Source organism: Vibrio crassostreae 9ZC13 (assembly GCF_000272045.2).
Lineage (GTDB): Bacteria > Pseudomonadota > Gammaproteobacteria > Enterobacterales > Vibrionaceae > Vibrio > Vibrio crassostreae_C.
On record NZ_AJYZ02000019.1, the window covers coordinates 1,241,786 to 1,263,478 of the forward strand.

At 45.5% G+C, this 21,693-nt stretch carries 20 protein-coding genes; 15 read left to right on the forward strand and 5 right to left on the reverse strand.

Features of this window, described 5'->3' with window-relative positions:
* Positions 1 to 39: 39 nt before the first annotated feature.
* On the reverse strand, positions 40 to 1,371 hold the full coding sequence (locus tag A136_RS06685) for a ferredoxin reductase family protein (protein WP_017064979.1): 1,332 nt from the start codon (positions 1,369 to 1,371) through the stop codon (positions 40 to 42).
* A 233-nt stretch (positions 1,372 to 1,604) separates the two neighbouring features.
* On the opposite strand from A136_RS06685, the gene A136_RS06690 reads away from it, so the two are divergent.
* The 5 genes from A136_RS06690 to A136_RS06710 all read left to right on the forward strand — a co-directional run bounded on the left by A136_RS06690 (position 1,605) and on the right by A136_RS06710 (position 4,261).
* The gene (locus A136_RS06690) at positions 1,605 to 2,294 is read left to right on the forward strand and encodes a flavin reductase family protein (RefSeq protein WP_017061618.1); all 690 of its coding nucleotides are present in this window, start codon (positions 1,605 to 1,607) and stop codon (positions 2,292 to 2,294) included.
* Positions 2,295 to 2,414: 120 nt separating this feature from the next.
* Positions 2,415 to 3,206, forward strand: coding sequence for a CLCA_X family protein (locus tag A136_RS06695; RefSeq protein WP_032546884.1), 792 nt, complete (start codon positions 2,415 to 2,417; stop codon positions 3,204 to 3,206).
* A 186-nt stretch (positions 3,207 to 3,392) separates the two neighbouring features.
* Positions 3,393 to 3,650, forward strand: coding sequence for a type II toxin-antitoxin system Phd/YefM family antitoxin (locus tag A136_RS06700; RefSeq protein WP_017061616.1), 258 nt, complete (start codon positions 3,393 to 3,395; stop codon positions 3,648 to 3,650).
* Positions 3,640 to 3,906, forward strand: a complete 267-nt coding sequence (locus tag A136_RS06705) for a Txe/YoeB family addiction module toxin (RefSeq protein ID WP_017061615.1) — start codon at positions 3,640 to 3,642, stop codon at positions 3,904 to 3,906. Before A136_RS06700 ends, A136_RS06705 begins: the two co-directional genes overlap by 11 nt.
* 31 nt (positions 3,907 to 3,937) lie before the next feature.
* Positions 3,938 to 4,261, forward strand: coding sequence for a DUF4144 domain-containing protein (locus tag A136_RS06710; protein ID WP_017064982.1), 324 nt, complete (start codon positions 3,938 to 3,940; stop codon positions 4,259 to 4,261).
* A gap of 100 nt (positions 4,262 to 4,361) precedes the next feature.
* Here A136_RS06710 and A136_RS06715 read toward each other — a convergent pair whose 3' ends face one another.
* Both A136_RS06715 and A136_RS06720 read right to left on the reverse strand, forming a co-directional pair.
* A complete protein-coding gene (locus tag A136_RS06715; protein WP_017064983.1) occupies positions 4,362 to 5,750 on the reverse strand; it encodes an MFS transporter in 1,389 nt (462 codons plus the stop codon).
* 70 nt (positions 5,751 to 5,820) lie between these two features.
* Positions 5,821 to 6,891, reverse strand: a complete 1,071-nt coding sequence (locus A136_RS06720; protein WP_017064984.1) for a cellulase family glycosylhydrolase — start codon at positions 6,889 to 6,891, stop codon at positions 5,821 to 5,823.
* Positions 6,892 to 7,103: 212 nt separating this feature from the next.
* On the opposite strand from A136_RS06720, the gene A136_RS06725 reads away from it, so the two are divergent.
* Complete coding sequence (locus A136_RS06725) at positions 7,104 to 8,129, forward strand: LacI family DNA-binding transcriptional regulator (protein ID WP_017064985.1); 1,026 nt, start codon at positions 7,104 to 7,106, stop codon at positions 8,127 to 8,129.
* Positions 8,130 to 8,147: 18 nt separating this feature from the next.
* On the opposite strand, the gene galM is transcribed toward A136_RS06725, so the two are convergent.
* Both galM and A136_RS06735 read right to left on the reverse strand, forming a co-directional pair.
* Positions 8,148 to 9,212 (reverse strand): galactose-1-epimerase, encoded by a 1,065-nt coding sequence (gene galM / locus A136_RS06730; RefSeq protein ID WP_017064986.1) that lies wholly within the window; start codon positions 9,210 to 9,212, stop codon positions 8,148 to 8,150.
* A 192-nt stretch (positions 9,213 to 9,404) separates the two neighbouring features.
* Complete coding sequence (locus A136_RS06735) at positions 9,405 to 10,733, reverse strand: anaerobic C4-dicarboxylate transporter (RefSeq protein ID WP_016766967.1); 1,329 nt, start codon at positions 10,731 to 10,733, stop codon at positions 9,405 to 9,407.
* A gap of 411 nt (positions 10,734 to 11,144) precedes the next feature.
* Here A136_RS06735 and A136_RS06740 point away from each other — a divergent pair, with 411 nt between their 5' ends.
* From A136_RS06740 to guaD, 9 genes are all read left to right on the forward strand, one after another.
* A complete protein-coding gene (locus tag A136_RS06740; protein ID WP_017064987.1) occupies positions 11,145 to 11,804 on the forward strand; it encodes an HAD family hydrolase in 660 nt (219 codons plus the stop codon).
* Positions 11,805 to 11,990: 186 nt separating this feature from the next.
* On the forward strand, positions 11,991 to 12,617 hold the full coding sequence (locus A136_RS06745) for an HD domain-containing protein (protein WP_017064988.1): 627 nt from the start codon (positions 11,991 to 11,993) through the stop codon (positions 12,615 to 12,617).
* 42 nt (positions 12,618 to 12,659) lie between these two features.
* Complete coding sequence (locus A136_RS06750; RefSeq protein WP_017064989.1) at positions 12,660 to 13,175, forward strand: GNAT family N-acetyltransferase; 516 nt, start codon at positions 12,660 to 12,662, stop codon at positions 13,173 to 13,175.
* Positions 13,176 to 13,258: 83 nt separating this feature from the next.
* Positions 13,259 to 13,945, forward strand: a complete 687-nt coding sequence (locus A136_RS06755; protein ID WP_017064990.1) for a DNA-3-methyladenine glycosylase I — start codon at positions 13,259 to 13,261, stop codon at positions 13,943 to 13,945.
* A 194-nt stretch (positions 13,946 to 14,139) separates the two neighbouring features.
* Entirely contained in the window at positions 14,140 to 14,874 is a 735-nt protein-coding gene (locus A136_RS06760) for a GntR family transcriptional regulator (protein ID WP_017061609.1), read from the forward strand.
* A gap of 467 nt (positions 14,875 to 15,341) precedes the next feature.
* Positions 15,342 to 16,787: a xanthine dehydrogenase small subunit gene (gene xdhA, locus A136_RS06765; RefSeq protein ID WP_032546886.1), complete on the forward strand. Its 1,446-nt coding sequence runs from the start codon at positions 15,342 to 15,344 to the stop codon at positions 16,785 to 16,787.
* Positions 16,780 to 19,185, forward strand: a complete 2,406-nt coding sequence (gene xdhB, locus A136_RS06770; RefSeq protein WP_017064992.1) for a xanthine dehydrogenase molybdopterin binding subunit — start codon at positions 16,780 to 16,782, stop codon at positions 19,183 to 19,185. Before xdhA ends, xdhB begins: the two co-directional genes overlap by 8 nt.
* A gap of 46 nt (positions 19,186 to 19,231) precedes the next feature.
* Entirely contained in the window at positions 19,232 to 20,113 is an 882-nt protein-coding gene (gene xdhC, locus A136_RS06775) for a xanthine dehydrogenase accessory protein XdhC (protein WP_017064993.1), read from the forward strand.
* Positions 20,114 to 20,172: 59 nt separating this feature from the next.
* Complete coding sequence (gene guaD, locus A136_RS06780) at positions 20,173 to 21,507, forward strand: guanine deaminase (protein WP_017064994.1); 1,335 nt, start codon at positions 20,173 to 20,175, stop codon at positions 21,505 to 21,507.
* Positions 21,508 to 21,693: the final 186 nt, after the last annotated feature.

The following is a 21,693-nucleotide window of genomic DNA, read 5'->3' on the forward strand; positions in this document are numbered from 1 at the left end:
GATTGACTAATTTAACAATCACAGCTCCAATAGTTGGCTTTAACGCATCACAAACAGCTCTTCGTGGTAGTGCTTTTCAATATCAAATTGATAGGTGTCTAATTCTTTTTTCAGTGATGTAGAGAACAACTCCGGCCCGCAGAAATACATCTCGTACTCGTTGAGGTCGCCACATTGATTGACAATTCTTCCGGCGTTTAGCCGCGGTGAGTGCAAGGTATCTATCACGGTCAACTTCACACCAACCGCGTGTGCTAGGTGCCACAACTCATCGATTAATTGCTTATCAACACCGCGAGTACAATAAAACAGTTGAATACGAGGATGATCTCGTTCTGTTTTGAGCGCTTCAAGTGTTGCAAAAAACGACGCTATCCCGACACCACCAGCAATCCAAATTTGTGGCTTGCTTAGGTCAAAATAAAGTCGACCATAGGGTCCTTCAACCGTAACCGCATCGCCCGCTTTCACTCGTTCATATAGGCCATTAGTAAAATCACCCAGCTCTTTGATCAAAAAGCGCAGCTCTGGATCATCACTGCCAGAAACAATGGTAAACGGATGCGGGTCTTCATTACCGAAACGCAAGTACGCAAACTGCCCAGCTTTGTGACCTTGCCAAGATGCCTCCGGTTTTAACACCAGCTCCATCACTTCAGCTTGTGGAAAATAGCGAGTCGAGATAATCGTCGCTGAGTGACGATTACGACGCCCAACCAAGCCCAACAAACTGTAAATCGCTGCGATAGACCCAGCCAAAGCAAATGCCACAGTTAGATAATAAATAGGTTCTCCCCAATACGCTCGTTTAAGCAGGATTACTGAGTGGAAAGCGATAAACAGGTACGCAACCGACATCAGACGGTGCGACAATTTAAACGGTTTGTACTTCACTGCCGCCCATAATGACGCCACCAGTAAAATGAGCAACAAGTAGAAGCCCCACTCGCCAATACTCTGAGCAATACCGCGTAATTCATTGACCCATAACTCCCATCCAGTCAAAACAGCTTGCGGCCCTGAACCATCGTGTCGAACAGGCTTATCTAACACACCAGACACCACCAATGACTTAGGTATTTGGTACCACAACCAGTGTGTCACACCCAGTGCAACACCACCGATACCGAGCCATTTATGGACTCGATATGCTTTATCCATACCTTTCAGCCAATTCTCAACCATAGGCAAACGCATCGCCAAGATCATTGTGATGGACATTAACACCAGAGACAAAATACCTGAGTACTGAATCATGGCTGAGCGCCATTCAAAGACATCGCTTGAAGCGAATAATTGCGGTTCCATCGCAAACCAAAAGGCTGACATTGTGGCAATCATTGCCCAAATGATATTGCGGACTGTTTTCATTTGTTAACACTCATAAAGACGACATCATTACTTTAGCTCCTGTGATGTAAAGGGACGTCAACGTACGTAAATCTATGCAAAGGATCTCGTTCATTGTGCTGTAGCAGAGATAAAAGAGACAAACTGCCCACGGCCAATAAGCGCTCTTTGATCGATAAAAGCGGATTCTTCGTACATATAAGTCCGTTAGTGAGCATGCTCGAAGATAACAATAAATGAGAAGAAGAGAAGATATGAAGGACATGACCCTTTCTAAACAAGATATCCAAACAATGGACCCGCGCCACCGCATTCGTTTGGTTAACTCCCTATCTGGATTTAAAAGCGCCAACCTAATTGGTACTTGTGATAAACAGGGGCTTGAAAACCTTGCGATAGTGAGCTCTGTCATTCACCTAGGGTCTGATCCGGCGCTGCTTGGTTTTATTGTTCGCCCAGATAAAAGCCGACGTCATACGCTAGAAAACATCCTAGAAACTAAGTACTTCACCGTTAACAGCATTGGTGCTGACTTTGTTAAAAAGGCCCATCAAACCTCGGCTCGCTACCCTAAACCAGTCTCAGAATTCAACGCGGTCGGCTTAACGGCCTATTATGACGACACATTCCCCGCTCCCTTCGTCTTGGAGAGCAGTTTAAAGATAGGGTTAGCGTTCAAAGAACAGATAACAATCGAAAGCAATCAAACGCAAATGTTGATCGGTGAAGTTATAACGATTCACGCACCCAAACGCGCCGTGATGCCGGATGGCTACCTTGATTTAGAAGCGTTGGATTTGGTCACGGTATCAGGGCTTGATAGCTACCACGTAACTCAAAGACTGCACCGATTAAGCTATGCAAAACCACAACAGCCACTCTTTCCACTCACTCGTGAAGGTAACCCAACTTCATGGGAAGCTTTCGAACTCAATCTAAACTAATTTTGTTCGGCAATTTGCTATCAAAAGTGCTAACGTCCTTTAATTCCAAGAGATGCATCTCACACAAGTGCATCTCGCTGAGCACCCCATTCATTCTTACGTCTGTTTCCAAGGACCCTTTTGAAGTTAACTCACTTTAAATACAAAACGCGCGAAGGCCCAGACTACCGGCACGGCGACCAGGTGTCTTTTATGGACATCAAACAAACCTTCGGTATGGGCAGCATTCGTGTGGGTGCTTGGGTGACGAAAGAAGAAAAAGAGTTGGCCGCAAATCTGATATTCGATTCGCTAGCCGACTTGGCTTACATCTTGGCTTTGCCACCAGAAGCGATTGGCCTTCGCGGCACATTAGGCTTAGCGTTCGGCAGTGGCGGCAGAAAAGGCGTACAAGCACACTATGCCCCGAACCAACGAGAATTAGCCCTCGCGAAGAATGCCGGAGCTGGCGCGCTCGCTCACGAGTTTTGGCATGCATTTGACCACTATATCGCTGAGAAAGCGTTTGAAATCGGCGATACCTCTGGCCCTCGCAAGCAGATCCTGTTCGCCAGCGACTGTTGGTTGCACGATAGAACGGTGCGACCTCATCCATTAAACGAAAGTTTGATGTCTCTGTTTGATGCCACACTGCTTAGCGACAATAACTTGGACAAACACGATTATGTGGCTCGCAGTGTGATTGCCGACAAAGCGATGTCTGCCCGTTACTTCTCACTACCCACAGAGATGATGGCGCGCGCTTTTGAATCCGTGATTGAATCGTGTTCCGATATCAAGAACGCTTATCTAGTGGATGGCACAACCAAGCCTGATATGTACCCCGTGTATCCGGATATGGCGCATCGAGAAGAGATATACCAAGCCCTGCAAGGTTACTTCGCACCATTAGGCCGATCTTTGAGTAAATAGCATTTTGAGTCAGTAACTCTCTGCATATTTACAATGAATGACATGTACCATAAGTTGATCATGTGTAAGCTCTGATATAACATGTACAACAAGCGGAACATGTAGAATAGTTAATTCATGAATGATTAACTATTCTGTGTATATAGAAAGATTAAACATATCCAAAAACAACAGGGTAAATAAGTGATGAATATTGTTTCTTTTACTGAGGCCAGAAATAGCCTTAAGTCTGTGCTCGATAGAGTGGTAGACGATTCTGATGTTACGGTAATAACCAGACGAGATTCAGAAGATGCAGTGGTCATGTCTCTTGATCATTTTAATTCAATGCAAGAAACCTTGTACCTAATGAGCTCGCCTAAAAACGCTGAAAGATTGGCTGAATCTATTGCTCAACTCGAAGCCGGAAATACAACCGTTCGAGAATTGAATAATGACGAATGATCGAAAGATTGTATTTACAGATAATGCTTGGGAAGATTACCTATACTGGCAAACCCAAGACAAGAAAACGCTCAAGAAACTAAATAAGTTGATTGAAGCCGCCAAAAGAACGCCCTTTGAAGGGATTGGAAAGCCGGAGCCACTAGTCGGCAACCTGTCTAGCTTTTGGTCAAGACGAATCGATGACAAGAATCGATTAGTGTATAAAGCAGATGACGATAACTTTTATATAATTGCTTGTCGTCACCACTATTAAAAGCAGTAAGCAGCACATAGAAAGGGCAGTAATGATCAGTTGGCCATCTTTGGTAAAACTCGACGGTGATGATGAGCTTATTTACGTCGCATCCGAGAACGATTTTCAGGCAGAATGCTCAGACATGATCCTGGGTGAAGATGATTACCTCATTGATTCAGAGGGTAAAAGCTACGCACTTCAATCGATATCAAATCAACTGTCTCTAGCGAAACGGCCTGAGCAATATTCAGTAGAAAGCGTGACCAAGCTGATTCGAAACCACGAGTTTCAAAAAGCTGAAGTGTGCCTGATGAAGATCCACTTCCTAACGATTGAAGAAGCAATTCAGTCGCTGGCTTTTGAGCCACGTTAATAGCTCTCCTGAAAGCTAATAAACGAAACCTGTTAAAACAAAACAGCGCCAATTTAGGCGCTGTTTTCTAGGATGCAATGAGTGGTAATAACCTCAACAACTAAGACGTCGCTTTGTGCGTAATTCCTGACTTATCAACAACCCCTTCAGCAAACTCACCACGCTCAAGTTTTTCGCGTAAAATTGCATGCTGGTCTTCAGTAAAGGTATAACGAGACATAATAAATATACGTACCAAAGCCCCTAAAGCCGGCAGTAAAGCAATACAAAAGAACATGCCATTCAATGCTGTTTCTGTTTGGTCCGCATTTGGAACATAACCAATAGTTGTCAGGATCAGACCTGTTAAACCACCTGCTACCGCAACGGAAAATTTACCTGTAAATGTTTGGCCAGAGAAAGTTATCGCTGCTGTACGCTTACCACTATGGTAGTATGAGTATTCAACGGTATCTGCAATCATCGCTGAAATAAGCGGGTTAGTCATCATAAAGAGCCCCGTTACTACTGCCAGCCACATCATCACCACCGTTGTGTTGTCATAACCTGTTAGATAAAAACCAACACGTGCGATAATTTCCAACACACATAGCGCAATAAAGATATCTCTCTTCTTGAAACGTTTAGTTAGGATTGGCGTCGCTAAACACGCGATAGCACTGACTAAAGTGATAGTACCAATCAATGAAACTAAACCTGCATCGCCCATGTTGTAGGTGAAAAAGAAAATGTATAAACCATTAACTAGATTGAAGAACACATTCATAAAGAATGCAGCCAAGATGAAGAATAATGGCTTGTTTTTACGTACCGCTTGAAAAGTATCTTTCAGTGTTACTTTTTCACAGCTCGCCGTCGAAATACGCTCTTTGGTATTGTAGAAACCGTTCAGCATAAACAGCAGACCTGCCACCATCAATACGATAACAGCAGGTAAGTAACCTTGATCAGCACGACCATCAGCAAAAAATGCGCTTAATTTAGGAAAAATAACTAGCGTTGCGCCAATACCAGCATTAACACCTAACATGGCACACGTTGCTGCTTTGGCACGCTCTTGAGGCTCATCAGTCATCACCGACGACATTGACCAAAATGGCACGTCAGAGATGGTGTAAAGGGTACCCCACAGAATATAAGTGATACCCGCATACATCACTTTAGTCGACATGTCCGCATCGATATTATAGAAGGCAGCGATGGTCACCAATACAATCAAAAACGGAGTAAACAACATGTAGGGACGGAACTTACCGAAGCGAGATTCTAACGTATCCATATAGCCAGCAATCAACGGATCATTAACAGCATCCCACACTCGTGCAATAAGAAATATGGTACTCGCAGCAATCGGCGAAATACCGAGAATATCGGTGTAGAAGTACAAGATGAACGAGCCAACCAAGCCAAAACTAAAGCATTGGCCCACGCCATAACCGAAATAAGAAATCAGCTCTCTATTGTTCAATCTATTTTTTATAGTAGTCATTGTTCACGTCTCGATTGATTTAATTCTAGTTTAGAAGCCGACCTTTTTCTCTAGGCCGGCTAAATGACAGTTATTCCACCTCTGCGAGTGTTTGAATCAACTGTACTTCGCTTGCATCATATGGCTGTCCTTGCTCATCAAGCAGATCGTGGAACCACTGACTGGCATAGTTAACGTCATTGCGTTTAATTTCAGGCCAAGGAAGGTGCGTTTGTGTTTTACCTTTCACTAATCCCCATTGATAGCAGCCAATATTCTTATCTTTAAAAATTGGCAGCTGTTCATGTAAGGAAGATTGTGCATGACGTGCTAACCACTCGGTACACATCATCGGGCGATTGTGCGCTTGCACAACTTTCAGCGCTTCATGGAACAAATCCAACGGAAGATAAGCATGGAAAGTGATAATGTCCGATAGCTCCATCGCTCGGCGATCGGTTGGATGCTCAAAAATAGGCAAACTACGGTCGAGAATACTAGGGCAATGCCATGCACCCACCGTTAGGGGCTGAGTCGGGTTCACATCGCGCGCCCACTCAAACGCTTTTTCCATCAACTCGTGGCTAAACGTCTCCATTTCTTCATCGTAAGCTAGCTCACCATTGGTGGTAAAAATCATACGGTTGGTAGGCTCGTTGTACAGATCCCAAATCGCAATACGCGGGTCGTTTTTATAAGTCGAGATAATGTCACGGATGTAAGTTTCAACGTCACCCCACTGTGACTTATCCATAACAACATTACGACCTGGGCTGGCCGCAGCTTGGCTATTATGCAGGTCAGGGACGGGGGCTTTTTGTTGACCTAGATACGGATGGTCACCGGAGAATCCACAATCATCCATTGGGGTCATCATTACCTTAATCTGGTTTCGTTCACAAATATCTAAGAAATGATCAATGCGCTCATGCAGTCCTTGGCGGTCGACTTGCCACACAATGAAAGGCAAATTGGTACGCAGCGTGTTGTAGCCAACCTCTCTCGCCCAAGCCAACTCTTGTTCCATTATTTCTGGTGAAAATGAGTCTGCTTGCCACATTTCGTTCCAGTTTACAGCCGTCCTTGGTAAGTAATTAAATCCACGTAACCATCCATGTTGTTGTTGCCATTGCCACGCTTTGTCTTCAGACCATCTTTTCATCTTACTCACCTTGAAACTAAATTATTAACTAATAATATTAGCTAATATAATGAGCTGCATTTTTATCGCTACTATCTAAGATTAAAAACGAGTGAGCAATCACAACTATCAGACTGCTCGGACAACTTTTTGTGATCCCCATCTTTAACAGGTGATCGAAAGCTGATAATTAGCTAATATCTTTAGCTAACTAAGTTGAGTTGAAATTTACGATGGCTAAAAAAATCACTATGAGTGACATTGCTGCAGCGGCAGGTGTGTCTCAATCAACGGTATCACTGGTACTTAATGGTTCAACGTCTGTAAAAATTGCAGACACCACAAAAAGTAAAGTGCTCGATACCGCCGAATCACTTGGCTACAAAAATAAGAAAGTCGCTCATGCGCTGGGTCGACCTAATAAAATAGCACTGGTTGTCAACGGGTTATCGAGTTATGACCCTTTTATTGATGCTATAAACTCAGCGCGTGAAGAGGCTTGGGCGAACGACTTTATTTTAGTGATCTTCAATTACAGCCACGATGAAGTGCTAGCGAGCAAAATTGAAGTGGAAATCAACAGCGGAGATTATGCAGGCTTGGTGTACGCATCGAGCATGACTCGTGAACTTGAACAACAACGGGTCAATACGCCTCTGCCAACCGTGCTCCTAAACTGCACAAACGAAAGCAATAGCGATGCACCAAGCATTTTACCTGCCGATATGATCGGTGCTTACAAAGCGGTCTCTCACCTTATCCAACAAGGCTATTGTCGTATTGCTATGCTCACAGGCGAAAACTGGATGCTTGCGAGCCAACAACGCAGTGAAGGCTACCGTCAGGCACTAATTGATGCCGATATTGTCCCGAACAGCAATTACTTAGCAGAGGCCAACTGGTCATTAAAAGAAGCACATCAGCAGACATTAGCTTTGTTTAAGTTAGCTCAACCACCAGAAGCTATCTTTTGTGGCAGTGATTACATGGCGATGGGGTGCTATCAAGCACTGGCTGAACTAGGGCTTAAGATCCCTCAAGATGTCGCGATCGTTGGCTACGATAACCAACAAATCGCATCGGAAAGTTTTCCTGCGTTAACATCCGTTGAATTACCTTACTCAGATATGGGCAAGCTAGCGATTGAGTCCTTAATGGCGCAAATTGAGGCTCAGCCTTTGTTATCCAGTAGACGAAAAGTGGAAGGAGAATTGATTATTCGTACATCCTCAACACCATCGGATAAGGTGGGCACATAGCCCACCAATAGTTAGGGCCTAAAACTTAAACTGATAAACCGTCTGATGTTGATAAAGCTCTCCAGACTTCAGGAGCCCGCGGTTAGGTCCCCATTCTGGCTTATTAGGACCATCTGGAAAATATTGGGTTTCTAAGCAAAGACCATCGTACAACTCATAATTTTTACTCTTACCAGGCGTCCCTGCTAGAAAGTTACCCGAATAAAACTGAATAGCAGGCTTCGTCGTTTTTACCTTCATCACGACTTCTTTTGCAGGTGCAACCAGAACCGCTGCAACCGACTCTCCATCGGTCACTTCAGGCTGAAACACAAAAGCATGATCATAACCACCAGCCATTTTCTGGTCCGACTCAGTCAGAAAATCCCGCCCAATGAGCTTTGCGTTTGAAAAATCAAAACTCGTATCCTCAACCGCCTTTATTTCTCCCGTTGGTATTAAGCCTTGATCTGTTGGTAAATAATGGCCTGAACTCAACTGCAATACATGATCCAAGCTTTTCGAACCAGAAGCCTCACCAGCCAAATTAAAGTAAGCATGATTGGTTAAGTTAACGGGGCAAGTCTTATCAGTATTGGCTTCATAAGAAATAGATACTTGGTTGTCATCCGTTAGAGAATAGGTAACTTTGACACCAAGATTACCCGGATACCCTTGATCACCATCTTTGATATGAAGAGTAAACACTACCTTTTGTGCACTTTGTTCAACAATGCTCCAACGCTTTTTATCAAAGCCCTCTACTCCACCATGTAATGAGTTTTCACCATTATTAACCCCGAGTTGGTAGCGCTTCCCTTCAAGTTCGAATTGGCCTTTAGCGATACGGTTTGCAAAACGTCCAACAATCGCACCAAAATAAGAGCTCTGCTCCATATGTTCAGCCATATTGGGTGAGCGAAGTAACACCTCTCGAGCTACTTCATTCACTGGCATAGAACAACTCAGCCAAGTAGCTCCAATATCCATGAAGGATACACTCATTCCATTGCTGTTCTTGAGGTGGACCAGTTTAGCTAACTGACCATCAAACGATGGAGTGGATGCCATATCTTGCTCTAATTGCTCAAAGTTAGTAATCATTAGTGCCTCTTCGTCTCACAAAAATAGCGTTATATCACCACTACCCCACTTACAACTAATAATATTAGCTAATATTTTGATCTAAATTGCCTTTTACTTAATTCACATACCTTTTCAAGCGTCAGAAACAAAAACAGCGCCTCAATAGGCGCTGTTTCTCGTTTCTTATCTCGCTAGTCGATTAAGCGACAATTAAGCGATAAAAATCTGTGCCAGTGCGTAGCCTAAGCAACATGCGCCGACTACACCGATCAAACCAACCGACATGAATGAGTGGTTGAAGTACCACTTACCAATCTTGGTAGTGCCAGACACATCGAAGTTAACCGTTGCGATATCTGATGGGTAGTTCGGGATGAAGAAGTAGCCGTAAACTGCTGGCATTAAGCCGATCAACAAGGCTGGGTCTAGTCCTAAGCCAAGGCCAACAGGTAGCATCATACGCGCAGTAGCGGCTTGAGAGTTCACCACAACCGATACGATGAATAGCGCTAGTGCGAACGTCCATGGGTAGTTGGTCACCATTTCCACGATGCCAGACTTGAACTGAGGCATTGCGTATTGGAAGTAGGTATCCGACATCCAAGCGATACCGAAGATCGCAATCGCCGCCACCATACCCGATTTGAATACCACACCGTTTGGCACATCTCGCGGGTCAGTTTTAGTCGCCAGCAAAATGATACCGCCGAAGCAGAGCATCATCATTTGGATGATCACCGACATCTTGATTGGCTTGTCGCCGTCAACGATGGTTCTGATCTCAGGCACCATCGCCACGATAACAATCACCACAATCGACAATAGGAAAATCAAAACCGCATTACGAGCCGAAGTTGGCAGAACTTCATCCAAAGAGGTCGCGGTAGTGCTTTCAATGCGCTTTTTCCACTCAGGATCTTTTAGGCGTGCTTGGTATTCAGGATCGTCGCTCAATTCTTTACCGCGTTTTAAGCTATACAAAGAAAGCAAGAACGTACCAAACAATGTTGCAGGAACCGTCACCATCAAAATAGAAAGCAGAGTAATAGAGTGTTGAATATCAGAAAGTTGTGCGAGGTAATACACTACAGCAGCAGAGATTGGTGATGCCGTAATCGCCAACTGAGATGCCACCGACGCAGCTGCCATTGGACGCTCAGGACGAATACCGTTCTTCAATGCCACATCGCCGATGATTGGCATGATTGAGTAAACCGCGTGGCCAGTACCCAATAAGAAAGTCATTGAGTAAGTCACGAACGGTGCTATCAAGGTGACGCGTTTCGGGTTCTTTCTCAGTACCCTTTCCGCAACTTGCAGCATGTATTTCAAGCCTCCCGCCGCTTCTAAAATCGAAGCACAAGTCACAACAGCGAGGATGATCAACATGACAGTGACAGGTGGAGACGTTGGTGGCATCTTGAAGACAAACACCTCGATAACCAAACCAATACCAGAAACAACACCTAAGCCAATACCACCATACCGAGACCCGATATAAAGTACGACTAATAAAAATAGAAACTCAAAATACAACATAAGCAACCCTGCTAAAAATATGGACTAATGATATTTTGTCTCTAAGCTCAGCCATTTACTTATTGCTTGGTCACACTATCATTAAAGGCTACCGCAAATTGTTTTTTATAAGATTATGGTCACGCTAACAAGCCTGTAAGTTTATGAAATGTAATAGTAAAACAAACACCCGACCTCGATTTGTTATGTATAACAGTCATAATTGTATCTGTTAGATCTCGATGACCTATAAAAGATTAGGCTCATAACTGAACGATATTATTTCAGCTTGAATTAATGAGATTTCAAGTCATTCAGAAGCATATTGCACACCCAATACTTCCGATTCTAACTCAACGCTGACTCGCCTATCCTTAGACACTATGTCAAAATACCCGCCCTCACGATGACAACACATAAAGAACCACGGATATGAATTTTCAAGCTGCTATTTTTGATATGGATGGACTGCTGCTCGACACCGAGCGACTTTGTATGCAGGTATTTGAAGAAGCATGTCACGCGCAAGGTGTTCCGTTTTTGCAGGATGTTTACCTAGGCATCATTGGCTGTAACGCAAAAACCATCGAACAGATTTTTCGAAACGGTTACGGTGAAGGGCTAGATTACCCAGCGCTGAATAATGAATGGCGCACCCGCTACAGTGCAATTGTTAAAAACCAAGCAATCCCAGTAAAAGATGGCGTGATTGAACTGCTTGAATGGCTAAAATCGAATGACATTCCAATCGCGGTGGCGACCTCCACTCAGCTTGATATCGCGAAGAAGAAGCTTGAGCTGGCTGGCCTAGATTCTTACTTCACTTCATTAAGCACAGGCTGCGAAGTGACTCACGGCAAGCCTCACCCAGAGATTTACTTGCTGGCGGCTGAACGCCTAGGTGTTGCGCCTGAAACCTGCCTAGCGTTTGAAGACTCAAACAACGGTATTCGTGCATCAATGGCAGCGAACATGATCAGCTTCCAAATTCCAGATTTGGTTGAGCCTTGCGAAGAAGTTAAAGCGCTTGGTCACACGATCAGCCCGTCACTGCATCATGTATTGGCGCAGCTTCAACAAGCCACTGCATAAGCTCTGATTACCGTTAATAGCGCTTTAATCAACACAGAATAACCTTTCTATTAAGCCGACTCACTGAGTCGGTTTTTTTTGTGGGTATTCCTTTTATAAAAGATAAAAAATCGCGCTAGAAACTGTTACAGTCGATGTGAAACGATGGAAATCGAGAAGCAATATTGATAATGGAGAAAGAGACGCGTGAAGGAAAAGTTTGAAGACCAACTGCTTGATTTTGCACAACGAGAAATGACACAAGATGCAGCACACGACATTAGCCACATTAAGCGTGTCGTCAAAACCGCTAAGGCTTTGTGTGCTCAAGAACAGGCTAAGCTTGAAGTCGTTTTACCCGCCGCTTACCTTCATGATTGTTTCACCTTTCCTAAGAACCATCCAGACAGAGCCAAAAGCTCGCAAATGGCAGCAGACAAGGCGATCTCTTTCCTCAAATCTATCGACTATCCCGCGTCCTATCTTGATGAGATCCATCATGCCATTGTCACGCACAGCTACAGCGCCAACATCACACCTGAAACCTTAGAAGCTCAGATAGTCCAAGATGCCGATCGCCTAGATTCTCTCGGCGCAATTGGCATTGCTCGCTGCCTGTATGTGGGCCAGAGTTTTAACGCAGAGCTCTATAACCACGAAGATCCATTCGCTGAACATCGTGACTTGGATGACAAGCATTACAGCGTCGACCATTTCTACGTGAAACTGTTTAAGCTGGCTGGAACCATGAATACAGAATCCGCCAAGTTAGAAGCCAACAAGCGCACCGACTACATGCGTGGTTTTCTTGAGCAATTGGGCTCGGAAGTTTAGCGGCTTAGAAAAAGAGACACACGATAAGGAAGAGAGAAGGATATGGAAATAAATCGCTTTAAAGCCTCCGATGCCAATGAGATCGTCACTTGGTTCACATCACTCGAAGACTATGTACTGTGGGGCGGACGAACCTTTGGTTGGCCGTTAGAAGCCGCCTCCATCATCGAACGCTCTCAAGAGCCTCAAGTTGAGCTATATACCTTCTCTGAGTCTAGTGCTCTCTCTGAACTGAATTCGAACGGCAATAACTCAGAACTGATCGGGTTTATGGAGTTTCAACGTATGTCAGACAGTGAACTTCGTTTCTGCCGAGTTGCGATTCACCCAAACCAACGAGGCAAAGGGCTTGGGCAATCAATGATAGAAAGTGCATTAGACGCCGCGAAACAAATACCTGATGTCACCACCATCAGCTTAGCGGTATTTCAGCAGAATATCGGAGCAAAACGTTGCTACGACAAAGCCGGCTTTCAGGTGGTCGACAAAGAGCCGAGCGTCAAAGAGTTCAATGGCAAAACGTGGCCCTTGTATCAGATGGAATTAAAGCTCTGCTAGTTCGTTTTAATTACTAGATTTGACCCCATATCATTAAGCATTGGCTACATACTCAAGATACACAGATGTAATTTGGAACCTTCATGACCCAAGAAAAATTCGATACTATTTACCAACGTGCAGCTCACCGCAAAGGCGGAGCGGCCGAACTCGAAAAAATTGTTCGTGCGCCCCTTTCACAAGCCGAGCTATCACAAATCACCGACGATCGTTGGCTAGCCGCCTTTACTGAAAAAGTATTCCAGTGTGGTATTTCATGGAATGTAGTGAGGAAGAAATGGCCGCAATTTGAAGAAGTGTTCTTTGAATTCAATATCGAAAAAATGCTGATGCTGCCGAATGAAATGTGGGAACAAAAAGCGCAAGACCCGCGCATTATTCGCCACCTCACTAAGGTGATGACCATCCCTGCCAATGCCACCATGATCCACAATGCTAAGCGTGAGGCGGATTCCTTCTCACAAATGGTTGCCGACTGGCCATCAGAACGTATCACTGAACTTTGGGATTATCTGAAGAAACACGGCAAGCGATTAGGCGGTAACACTGGTGCCTACACTCTGCGCCAAATGGGAAAAGACACGTTTATCTTATCTTCTGACGTTGAAGCGCACCTGCGCAGCACAGATGTGATTGATAGCGGTCGTAACACCAAACGAGCACAAGTCGCGGCAAGTAAGGCTTTCAACGAGTGGCAGCAGCAATCAGGTCGTACCCTGAGCGAAATAAGCCAGATCGTCGCCTACAGCTGTGGCGATAATCGCGTCTAGTTTTAGGGCGAATGACTTAAAGCTCAAGATTGCACACAGTTCCCTGCAAACTAAATGTTATAAGTCATTAACAAATAAGCGTGCATCGCACTTTCATCCGGTGGCATTGTATAGATAAATGTATACAATATAGAGTAACACTCATGAATTATTCTCGACCAACCCAACTCGACTAAACAAGGGCCCTTATCTCTATGACAGTTCTCAAAAACTCTGTCTCCAAAGGTGTAAAAACGAAAGTAACAGGCCAGACTCAAGACGATGTTGTTTACTGCCATATCTTCGACGCGATACTAGAACAAAGACTGCCACCAGCCACCAAATTAAGCGAAGAAGCGTTAGCAGAAATCTTTAGCGTTAGCCGCACCATTATCCGCCGTGCCTTACTGCGTCTTTCTTTAGAACAAGTTGTGGTGATCCGTCCTAACCGAGGAGCCGTGATTGCTGCGCCAACGGTTGACGAAGCCAAACAAATCTTTAAAGCACGTGAAGTGATGGAAATTGCTATCACTGAGCTGGCGGTGAAAAACGCAACCAAAGCTCAAATAGAAGAATGCAGAAAATTAGTCGCGAAAGAGAACTGTGCTTTCGACCAAGGCGATTACGGCTCTGGCCTACGTTTGTCTGGTGAGTTCCACATCAAATTGGCTGAAATGGCAGAGAACGCGCCACTGCTGGCTTTCCAACGCAGCTTGGTATCGCAAACTTCACTGCTGATCGCTCAGTACGAAACGGGCAACCACTCGAACTGTTCTCTAGACGAACACTCAGGCTTACTGGATGCGATAGAGTCAGGCAATGAACAACAAGCCGTAGAGTTGATGCAAGAACACCTAAGCCATATTCGTTCGAAGCTCAACCTAGACAGCAGCACAGCTTCTAGTGATCTGCATGTCGTGTTCTCAGATCTGCTTAAGAGTAAGTCATAGACGATTCAACAAACGATTGATAACCATCTGTTAACAACTTTTTGTTAACAGCTTTTTATTAACAATACAGGAGAGAAGTAAGCCTTAGTGTTTACTTCTCTTTTTTATGCCCTCTCACCTAAAAATAAAGACGACGATCGGCTCACATCCATCTAAAACACTGTCTATTCTAGCCTCAACAACGATCTTAGCCTCTACAGAATCACTCCCAACAGTGCCATAAATCTTGTCTTTATCTTGTATACATAGCTATCCATTCATTCACACCATAAAACTGTTCAATCTCAATCCAAACCCTTATAAAACAGACAACTACGGTTAAAATAAAATTGTATACAATCCACAACTAAGACTATTTGTTGCATTTTTGTAAATAAATAGTTGACCACAGGGTCAGGATGGATAATTATTGACCTAGAAGTCAAAAAGAATACACATGGAAATATGTCGATTTACAAGGAGGTCTCTTGATTACTTTTTTGCTCAATCAGGAAATAAGACGTGAAGATAATCTGTCGCCAAATATGACAGTGCTCAACTACCTTCGTACCAAGGTTAATAAAACCGGTACAAAAGAAGGTTGTGGGTCGGGTGACTGTGGTGCATGTACGGTAGTTCTGGGTGAAGTGGTTGATGGACAGCTGCAATACCGCTCGGTGAACTCTTGCCTGACGTTCGTTTCAGCGCTGCATGGAAAGCAACTGATCACAGTAGAAGATCTACAAAACCGAGATCGCTCTTTGCACCCAGTACAGAAAGCGGTGGTGGATTTTCACGGTTCCCAATGTGGTTACTGCACACCGGGCTTCATCATGTCGATGTTTGCGCTAGGCAAGAACAAACCCGATGCGAGCAAAGAAGACGTCATGGAATCACTGGCGGGTAACCTATGTCGTTGTACAGGCTACCGACCAATTGTTGATGCTGCGATGTCACTTTCAACAGACCAACCTTTGATCGACCAATTTGCTGAACTTGAACGCAACACCATCAAGAAGCTAGAAAGCATTCAAGACACTGAGGCCAACTTACGCCTTGGTCACCTCACCGCTTTTTCCCCGAAAAGCACTGACGAGTTGGCCAAGCTTTTTCAAGCGCATCCGAACGCGAAGCTGGTTGCTGGCGGCACGGATTTAGCACTGGAAGTGACACAATTCCATCGCGAGATTGAAACACTGATCAGCGTAAACCTTGTTGAAGACATGAAGGTATGCGAAGAGACCGACACCGATTTAATCATTGGTGCCAACCTACCTATCAGCGATTCTTACTCACTACTGAAAAAACACTACCCAGATTTTGGGGAACTATTGCACCGCTTTGCTTCACTTCAAGTTCGTAACCAAGGCACCATCGGTGGCAATGTTGCCAACGCTTCACCTATCGGTGATACCCCTCCTCTACTGATTGCCCTGAACGCGAAGATCAAACTTCGTTGTGGTGATGAGTCACGCACCATGCCGATTGAAGATTACTTCATCAGCTACAAAGTGACAGCGCAAAAAGAGAGTGAGTTCATTGAACAGATCATCATTCCTAAGCCAAGCAACGACAGCTTCCGAGCTTACAAACTGTCTAAACGTTTAGACGATGATATCTCTGCGGTATGTGGTGCGTTTGATATTCAAATCGAAGATGGCAAGGTTTCTTACGCTCGTATCGCTTTCGGTGGTATGGCTGCAACACCTAAGCGCGCGGCGCGTTGTGAAAATACGTTATTAGGCAAACCGTGGACAGACGCTAATATTAAGTTAGCGATGCAGGAACTGTATAACGACTTTGAGCCGCTATCTGATTTCCGTGCCAGCCAAGAATACCGTTCATTGTCGGCAGCCAATATGTTGCGTCGTTACTTCATTGAACAGCAGAACAAAAACAACCAAATCGAAACAAGGGTAACGTCTTATGTCTAAATCAAATTCCTCTGTTCACAAGAGCAATGCGATGACCCACGAAGAGATGGTTACCATTGCAAAACAAGACCTAAAAACTGGCGTAGGTAAAAGCGTAAAACACGACAGTGCAGCCAAGCAAGTCACGGGCGAAGCGGTATACATTGACGACCGCCTAGAGTTCCCAAATCAGCTGCACGTCTACGCACGCCTGAGCACGCAAGCGCACGCCAACATCACCAAAATAGACCTATCTCCGTGTTACGAATTCGAAGGCGTGGCGATTGCCATTCAAGCCAAGGACGTACCGGGTGAACTGGATATCGGTGCCATCCTACCGGGTGACCCACTGCTCGCTGATGGCAAAGTAGAATACTACGGCCAACCTGTGATTGCCGTGGCAGCCAACGATTTAGAGACGGCACGCAAAGCCGCACACGCAGCCATTATTGAATACGAAGAGCTACCCGCCATTCTTGATGTAAAAGAAGCGCTAGAGAAAGAGCACTTCGTAACAGAAAGCCACACTCAACAACGTGGTGACTCGAAAGCCGCGCTGGCAAAAGCGAAACATGTGATCTCAGGTGATCTAGAGATCGGCGGCCAAGAGCACTTCTACCTAGAAACTCAAATCAGTAGCGTGATGCCAACCGAAGACGGCGGCATGATCGTGTACACCTCGACTCAAAACCCGACCGAAGTTCAAAAGTTGGTTGCGGAAGTGATTGGCGTGCCGATGCACAAAGTCGTGATTGATATGCGTCGTATGGGTGGTGGTTTCGGTGGTAAAGAGACTCAAGCGGCCTCTCCAGCATGTATGGCTGCGGTTATTGCCCACCTTACAGGCCGACCAACCAAAATGCGTTTGCTGCGCAATGAAGACATGCAGCAAACCGGTAAACGCCACCCGTTCTACAACCAATATACGGTCGGTTTTGACGACAATGGTATGATTCAAGGTGCCGACATTACCGTTGCAGGTAACTGTGGTTACTCGCCAGACTTATCAAGTTCTATCGTCGACCGAGCAATGTTCCACTCAGACAACGCCTATTACTTAGGTGATGCAACTGTGGTCGGTCATCGATGCAAAACCAACACGGCATCGAATACCGCTTACCGTGGCTTTGGTGGCCCGCAAGGCATGATGACCATCGAACACATCATGGACGAGATTGCGCGTTACCTGAAAAAAGATCCTTTGGAAGTACGTAAGGCGAACTACTACGGCGAAGAAGGCCGTAACGTGACCCATTACTACCAAACCGTTGAAGACAACTTTTTACCTGAGATAACCGAACAGCTTGAGCGTAGCAGTGACTATCACGCACGTCGTAAAGACATCGCTGAGTTCAACAAGCAAAGCCCTATCTTGAAGAAAGGCCTTGCTATCACGCCAGTGAAATTCGGTATCTCGTTTACTGCGACTTTCTTGAACCAAGCAGGTGCGCTCATCCATATCTACACCGATGGCAGTATTCATTTGAATCACGGTGGTACGGAAATGGGACAAGGCTTGAACATCAAAGTGGCACAAATCGTTGCACAGGAGTTCCAAGTCGATGTCGAACGTATCCAGATCACCGCTACAAACACAGACAAAGTTCCGAACACATCACCAACCGCAGCCTCATCGGGCACCGACCTCAACGGTAAGGCCGCGCAAAACGCCGCAATGACCATTAAGCAGCGCCTGATTGACTTTGCTTCTTCGCACTTCAAAGTGTGGCCTGAAGAAGTAGTATTTAAGAACGGTATGGTGCAGATTCGCGATGAGATCATGACCTTCAACTCGTTTGTTGAACTGGCTTGGTTTAACCAAATCTCGCTATCGAGCACTGGCTTCTACCGCACGCCGAAGATCTATTACGATCACGAGAAAGCACGCGGTCGCCCGTTCTACTACTACGCGTATGGCGCCTCTTGTTCAGAGGTTATCATCGATACCTTAACCGGCGAAAACAAGATTCTGCGTGTCGATATTCTGCATGATGTGGGCGCTTCATTGAACCCAGCAATTGATATCGGCCAAGTCGAAGGTGGCTTTGTGCAAGGTGTCGGTTGGTTAACGACGGAAGAGTTGGTATGGAACCAGCAAGGCCGCTTAATGACCAACGGCCCTGCAAGCTACAAAATCCCTGCGATTGCTGATATGCCAATTGATTTCAGAACGCACCTTTTGGAAAACCGCAGCAACCCAGAAGACACCGTCTTCAACTCGAAAGCCGTGGGTGAACCGCCTTTCATGTTGGGTATGTCGGTATGGAGCGCACTGAAAGACGCCATTAGCTATGTAGCCGTCGATGGGGCGATTCCTAAGCTCAACACACCTGCAACGCCAGAACGTATTCTGATGGCGATTCAGGAAGTCACTGAAACGGCTCCGACTTCGGTCGATGCTCAATCAGAAACGGCTTAAGGCGTAATAAATAGCTGAGGAAGCATAAAGGGATTTAGGAGGACGTATGTTTAAGGATAATTGGATTCATGAACTGGCAAAACTGGAAGAGAATTACGAACCGTGTGTGATGGTGACGGTTCTTGAAGACAGAGGCTCCGTTCCACGCGATGCGGGCACCAAAATGCTAGTCACTCGTGACCGAATCATCGCTACGATTGGTGGTGGTCACCTTGAACATGTGGCCACTAAAATGGCTCGCGAAATGCTGATTGCCAGCGAAAAATCGCTCAAAGTGGAACGCTTCAACCTAGGCGCTCGTTTAGGCCAATGTTGTGGCGGAGTGGCAACGTTAAGCTTCGAACCGATTGGCACTCAGCAGAACCACCTTGTGCTGTTCGGCGCAGGCCATGTTGCCAAAGCGCTGCTGCACATTGTCGCAACCCTGCCCTTTCGCGTGACCTGGATTGATGAGCGTGAAGAAGTATTCCCTGAAACGCTGCCACACGGTGTTAAAAAGCTTGTCTCAGATGATCCGGTTGGCGAAGTGAAACACATGCCACCGAACAGCTATTACCTTGTGATGACGCACAACCACCAGCTCGATTTCGACCTGACCAAAGCGATTATTGACCGTGAAGATAGCCGTTACTTTGGCATGATTGGTTCGCTTACGAAGCGTAAGAAATTCGACTTCCGCTTAGAGCAGCGTGGCTACAGCCAGGAACAGATAGAAACTATGCTTTGCCCGATTGGCATTAGCACCGTGAATGGCAAACACCCTGCGGAAATTGCGGTATCGGTTGCGGGTGAACTGATCGCACACTATCAAGGGCAAGCACTTGAACAAAAGCGCCCAACCAAACAATATCGAAATCAGGATTTGACCGATCAACACAGTCAACCAAGCGACGTAGGCGAACCACCATTGGAAGAGAAGATCGCCTAATAAAAGTCGCAAAGCTTCAGTGGCCATAACGTCGCTGAAGTCATTAAAAGGAAGTAAACATGACAACGCAACGCAAAGCTTATCGCGCCAGCATTTTACACAGCGTCGCCGACCCAAAAGATGTCGGTATCGATGAGTCTTACGACTATTTTGAAGACGGTGTTTTAGTGGTTGAGAACGGCCATGTCGTCGACCTAGGGCATGCCGACGAGGTATTAGCTCGCCAACCTAAAACACTCGAAGTAAAAGAATACAAAGACAAGCTGATCACCTCTGGCTTTATTGATACGCACATCCACTACCCTCAAACAGGGATGATCGCGTCTTACGGTGAGCAGCTACTAGATTGGTTAGAGAACTACACCTTCCCAGAAGAAAAACGCTTTAAAAACCCAGTTTACGCACACAAAGTGGCGAAGCTATTCCTAGACGAATTGGCAAGCAACGGTACCACCACTGCACTCGTGTTCGGTACCGTGCACAAAGAGTCGGTTAACGTGTTCTTTGAAGAAGCTGAGAAGCGCAACCTACGCATGATCGCAGGTAAGGTATTGATGGATCGCAATGCGCCTGATTACCTCACCGACACACCAGAATCTGGCTACGCAGACTCCAAGGAACTGATTGAGAAATGGCATAACCGCGGCCGTTTACTTTACGCGGTGACACCTCGTTTTGCGCCAACCAGCACACCAGAGCAACTTGCCACTGTAGGTAAACTGCTAGAAGAATATCCAGACGTGTACATGCACACTCACCTTTCTGAAAACGAGAAAGAGATCGAGTGGGTGAAATCGCTGTTCCCAGAGCGCGACAGTTACCTAGATGTCTATGACCATTACGGGCTCCTTCACAAGCGTTCGGTATTCGCCCATGGTATTCACTTGTCTGACTGCGAATGTAAGCGCCTTGCTGATACTGAATCTGCCATCGCCTTTTGCCCAACTTCGAACTTGTTCTTAGGCTCCGGTTTGTTCCGATTACCAGAGATGGAAGATCACGGTATTCGTGTCGGCGTGGGTACTGATGTAGGCGCAGGCACCAGCTTCTCAATCCTGCAAACAATGAGTGAAGCGTACAAGATCATGCAGTTACAGCATAAGAAGCTGCACCCAGCTAAGTCGCTGTTCTTGGCAACACTAGGCGGCGCACGTTCGCTGCATTTAGAAGACAAGATTGGTAACTTGGAAGTAGGAAAAGAAGCCGATTTCGTGGTGTTGGACTTACACGCCACACAATTGATGCGCTTTAGAATGGGACAAGCGACCAAGCTTGAAGAGAAGCTATTTGTATTGATGAGCCTGGGTGACGACAGAACCGTCAGCGAGACTTACATCTACGGCGAGAAAGCCTACGATGTGAATTTCAAAGATTATCAAAAGCTCGTTAGCTAGACTGAAAACCGAGTAACAATCGCTAGACAGCAACAGCCGTCGTTCATTAAAAATCCGTCCAGATTTATCTAGCCTTGAAAGACCAGTTGCTGATGCCACTGGTCTTTTTTGTGCTTCATTCAAAGAAATATAAATTAACCGTTCACAAACAACGATCTTCGGTGACGCCAAGTCATTATATTGATA

Excerpts from the sequence above, each read along its gene's own strand:
- guaD (WP_017064994.1), top strand. The coding sequence starts at position 20,173 with ATGACAACGCAACGCAAAGCTTATCGCGCCAGCATTTTACACAGCGTC.
- xdhC (WP_017064993.1), top strand. The coding sequence starts at position 19,232 with ATGTTTAAGGATAATTGGATTCATGAACTGGCAAAACTGGAAGAGAAT.
- A136_RS06715 (WP_017064983.1), bottom strand. The coding sequence starts at position 5,750 with ATGACTACTATAAAAAATAGATTGAACAATAGAGAGCTGATTTCTTAT.
- A136_RS06710 (WP_017064982.1), top strand. The coding sequence starts at position 3,938 with ATGATCAGTTGGCCATCTTTGGTAAAACTCGACGGTGATGATGAGCTT.
- A136_RS06750 (WP_017064989.1), top strand. The coding sequence starts at position 12,660 with ATGGAAATAAATCGCTTTAAAGCCTCCGATGCCAATGAGATCGTCACT.
- A136_RS06685 (WP_017064979.1), bottom strand. The coding sequence starts at position 1,371 with ATGAAAACAGTCCGCAATATCATTTGGGCAATGATTGCCACAATGTCA.
- A136_RS06720 (WP_017064984.1), bottom strand. The coding sequence starts at position 6,891 with ATGAAAAGATGGTCTGAAGACAAAGCGTGGCAATGGCAACAACAACAT.
- galM (WP_017064986.1), bottom strand. The coding sequence starts at position 9,212 with ATGATTACTAACTTTGAGCAATTAGAGCAAGATATGGCATCCACTCCA.
- A136_RS06690 (WP_017061618.1), top strand. The coding sequence starts at position 1,605 with ATGAAGGACATGACCCTTTCTAAACAAGATATCCAAACAATGGACCCG.
- A136_RS06725 (WP_017064985.1), top strand. The coding sequence starts at position 7,104 with ATGGCTAAAAAAATCACTATGAGTGACATTGCTGCAGCGGCAGGTGTG.
- A136_RS06705 (WP_017061615.1), top strand. The coding sequence starts at position 3,640 with ATGACGAATGATCGAAAGATTGTATTTACAGATAATGCTTGGGAAGAT.
- A136_RS06760 (WP_017061609.1), top strand. The coding sequence starts at position 14,140 with ATGACAGTTCTCAAAAACTCTGTCTCCAAAGGTGTAAAAACGAAAGTA.
- A136_RS06740 (WP_017064987.1), top strand. The coding sequence starts at position 11,145 with ATGAATTTTCAAGCTGCTATTTTTGATATGGATGGACTGCTGCTCGAC.
- xdhB (WP_017064992.1), top strand. The coding sequence starts at position 16,780 with ATGTCTAAATCAAATTCCTCTGTTCACAAGAGCAATGCGATGACCCAC.
- A136_RS06700 (WP_017061616.1), top strand. The coding sequence starts at position 3,393 with ATGAATATTGTTTCTTTTACTGAGGCCAGAAATAGCCTTAAGTCTGTG.
- A136_RS06735 (WP_016766967.1), bottom strand. The coding sequence starts at position 10,733 with ATGTTGTATTTTGAGTTTCTATTTTTATTAGTCGTACTTTATATCGGG.
- A136_RS06755 (WP_017064990.1), top strand. The coding sequence starts at position 13,259 with ATGACCCAAGAAAAATTCGATACTATTTACCAACGTGCAGCTCACCGC.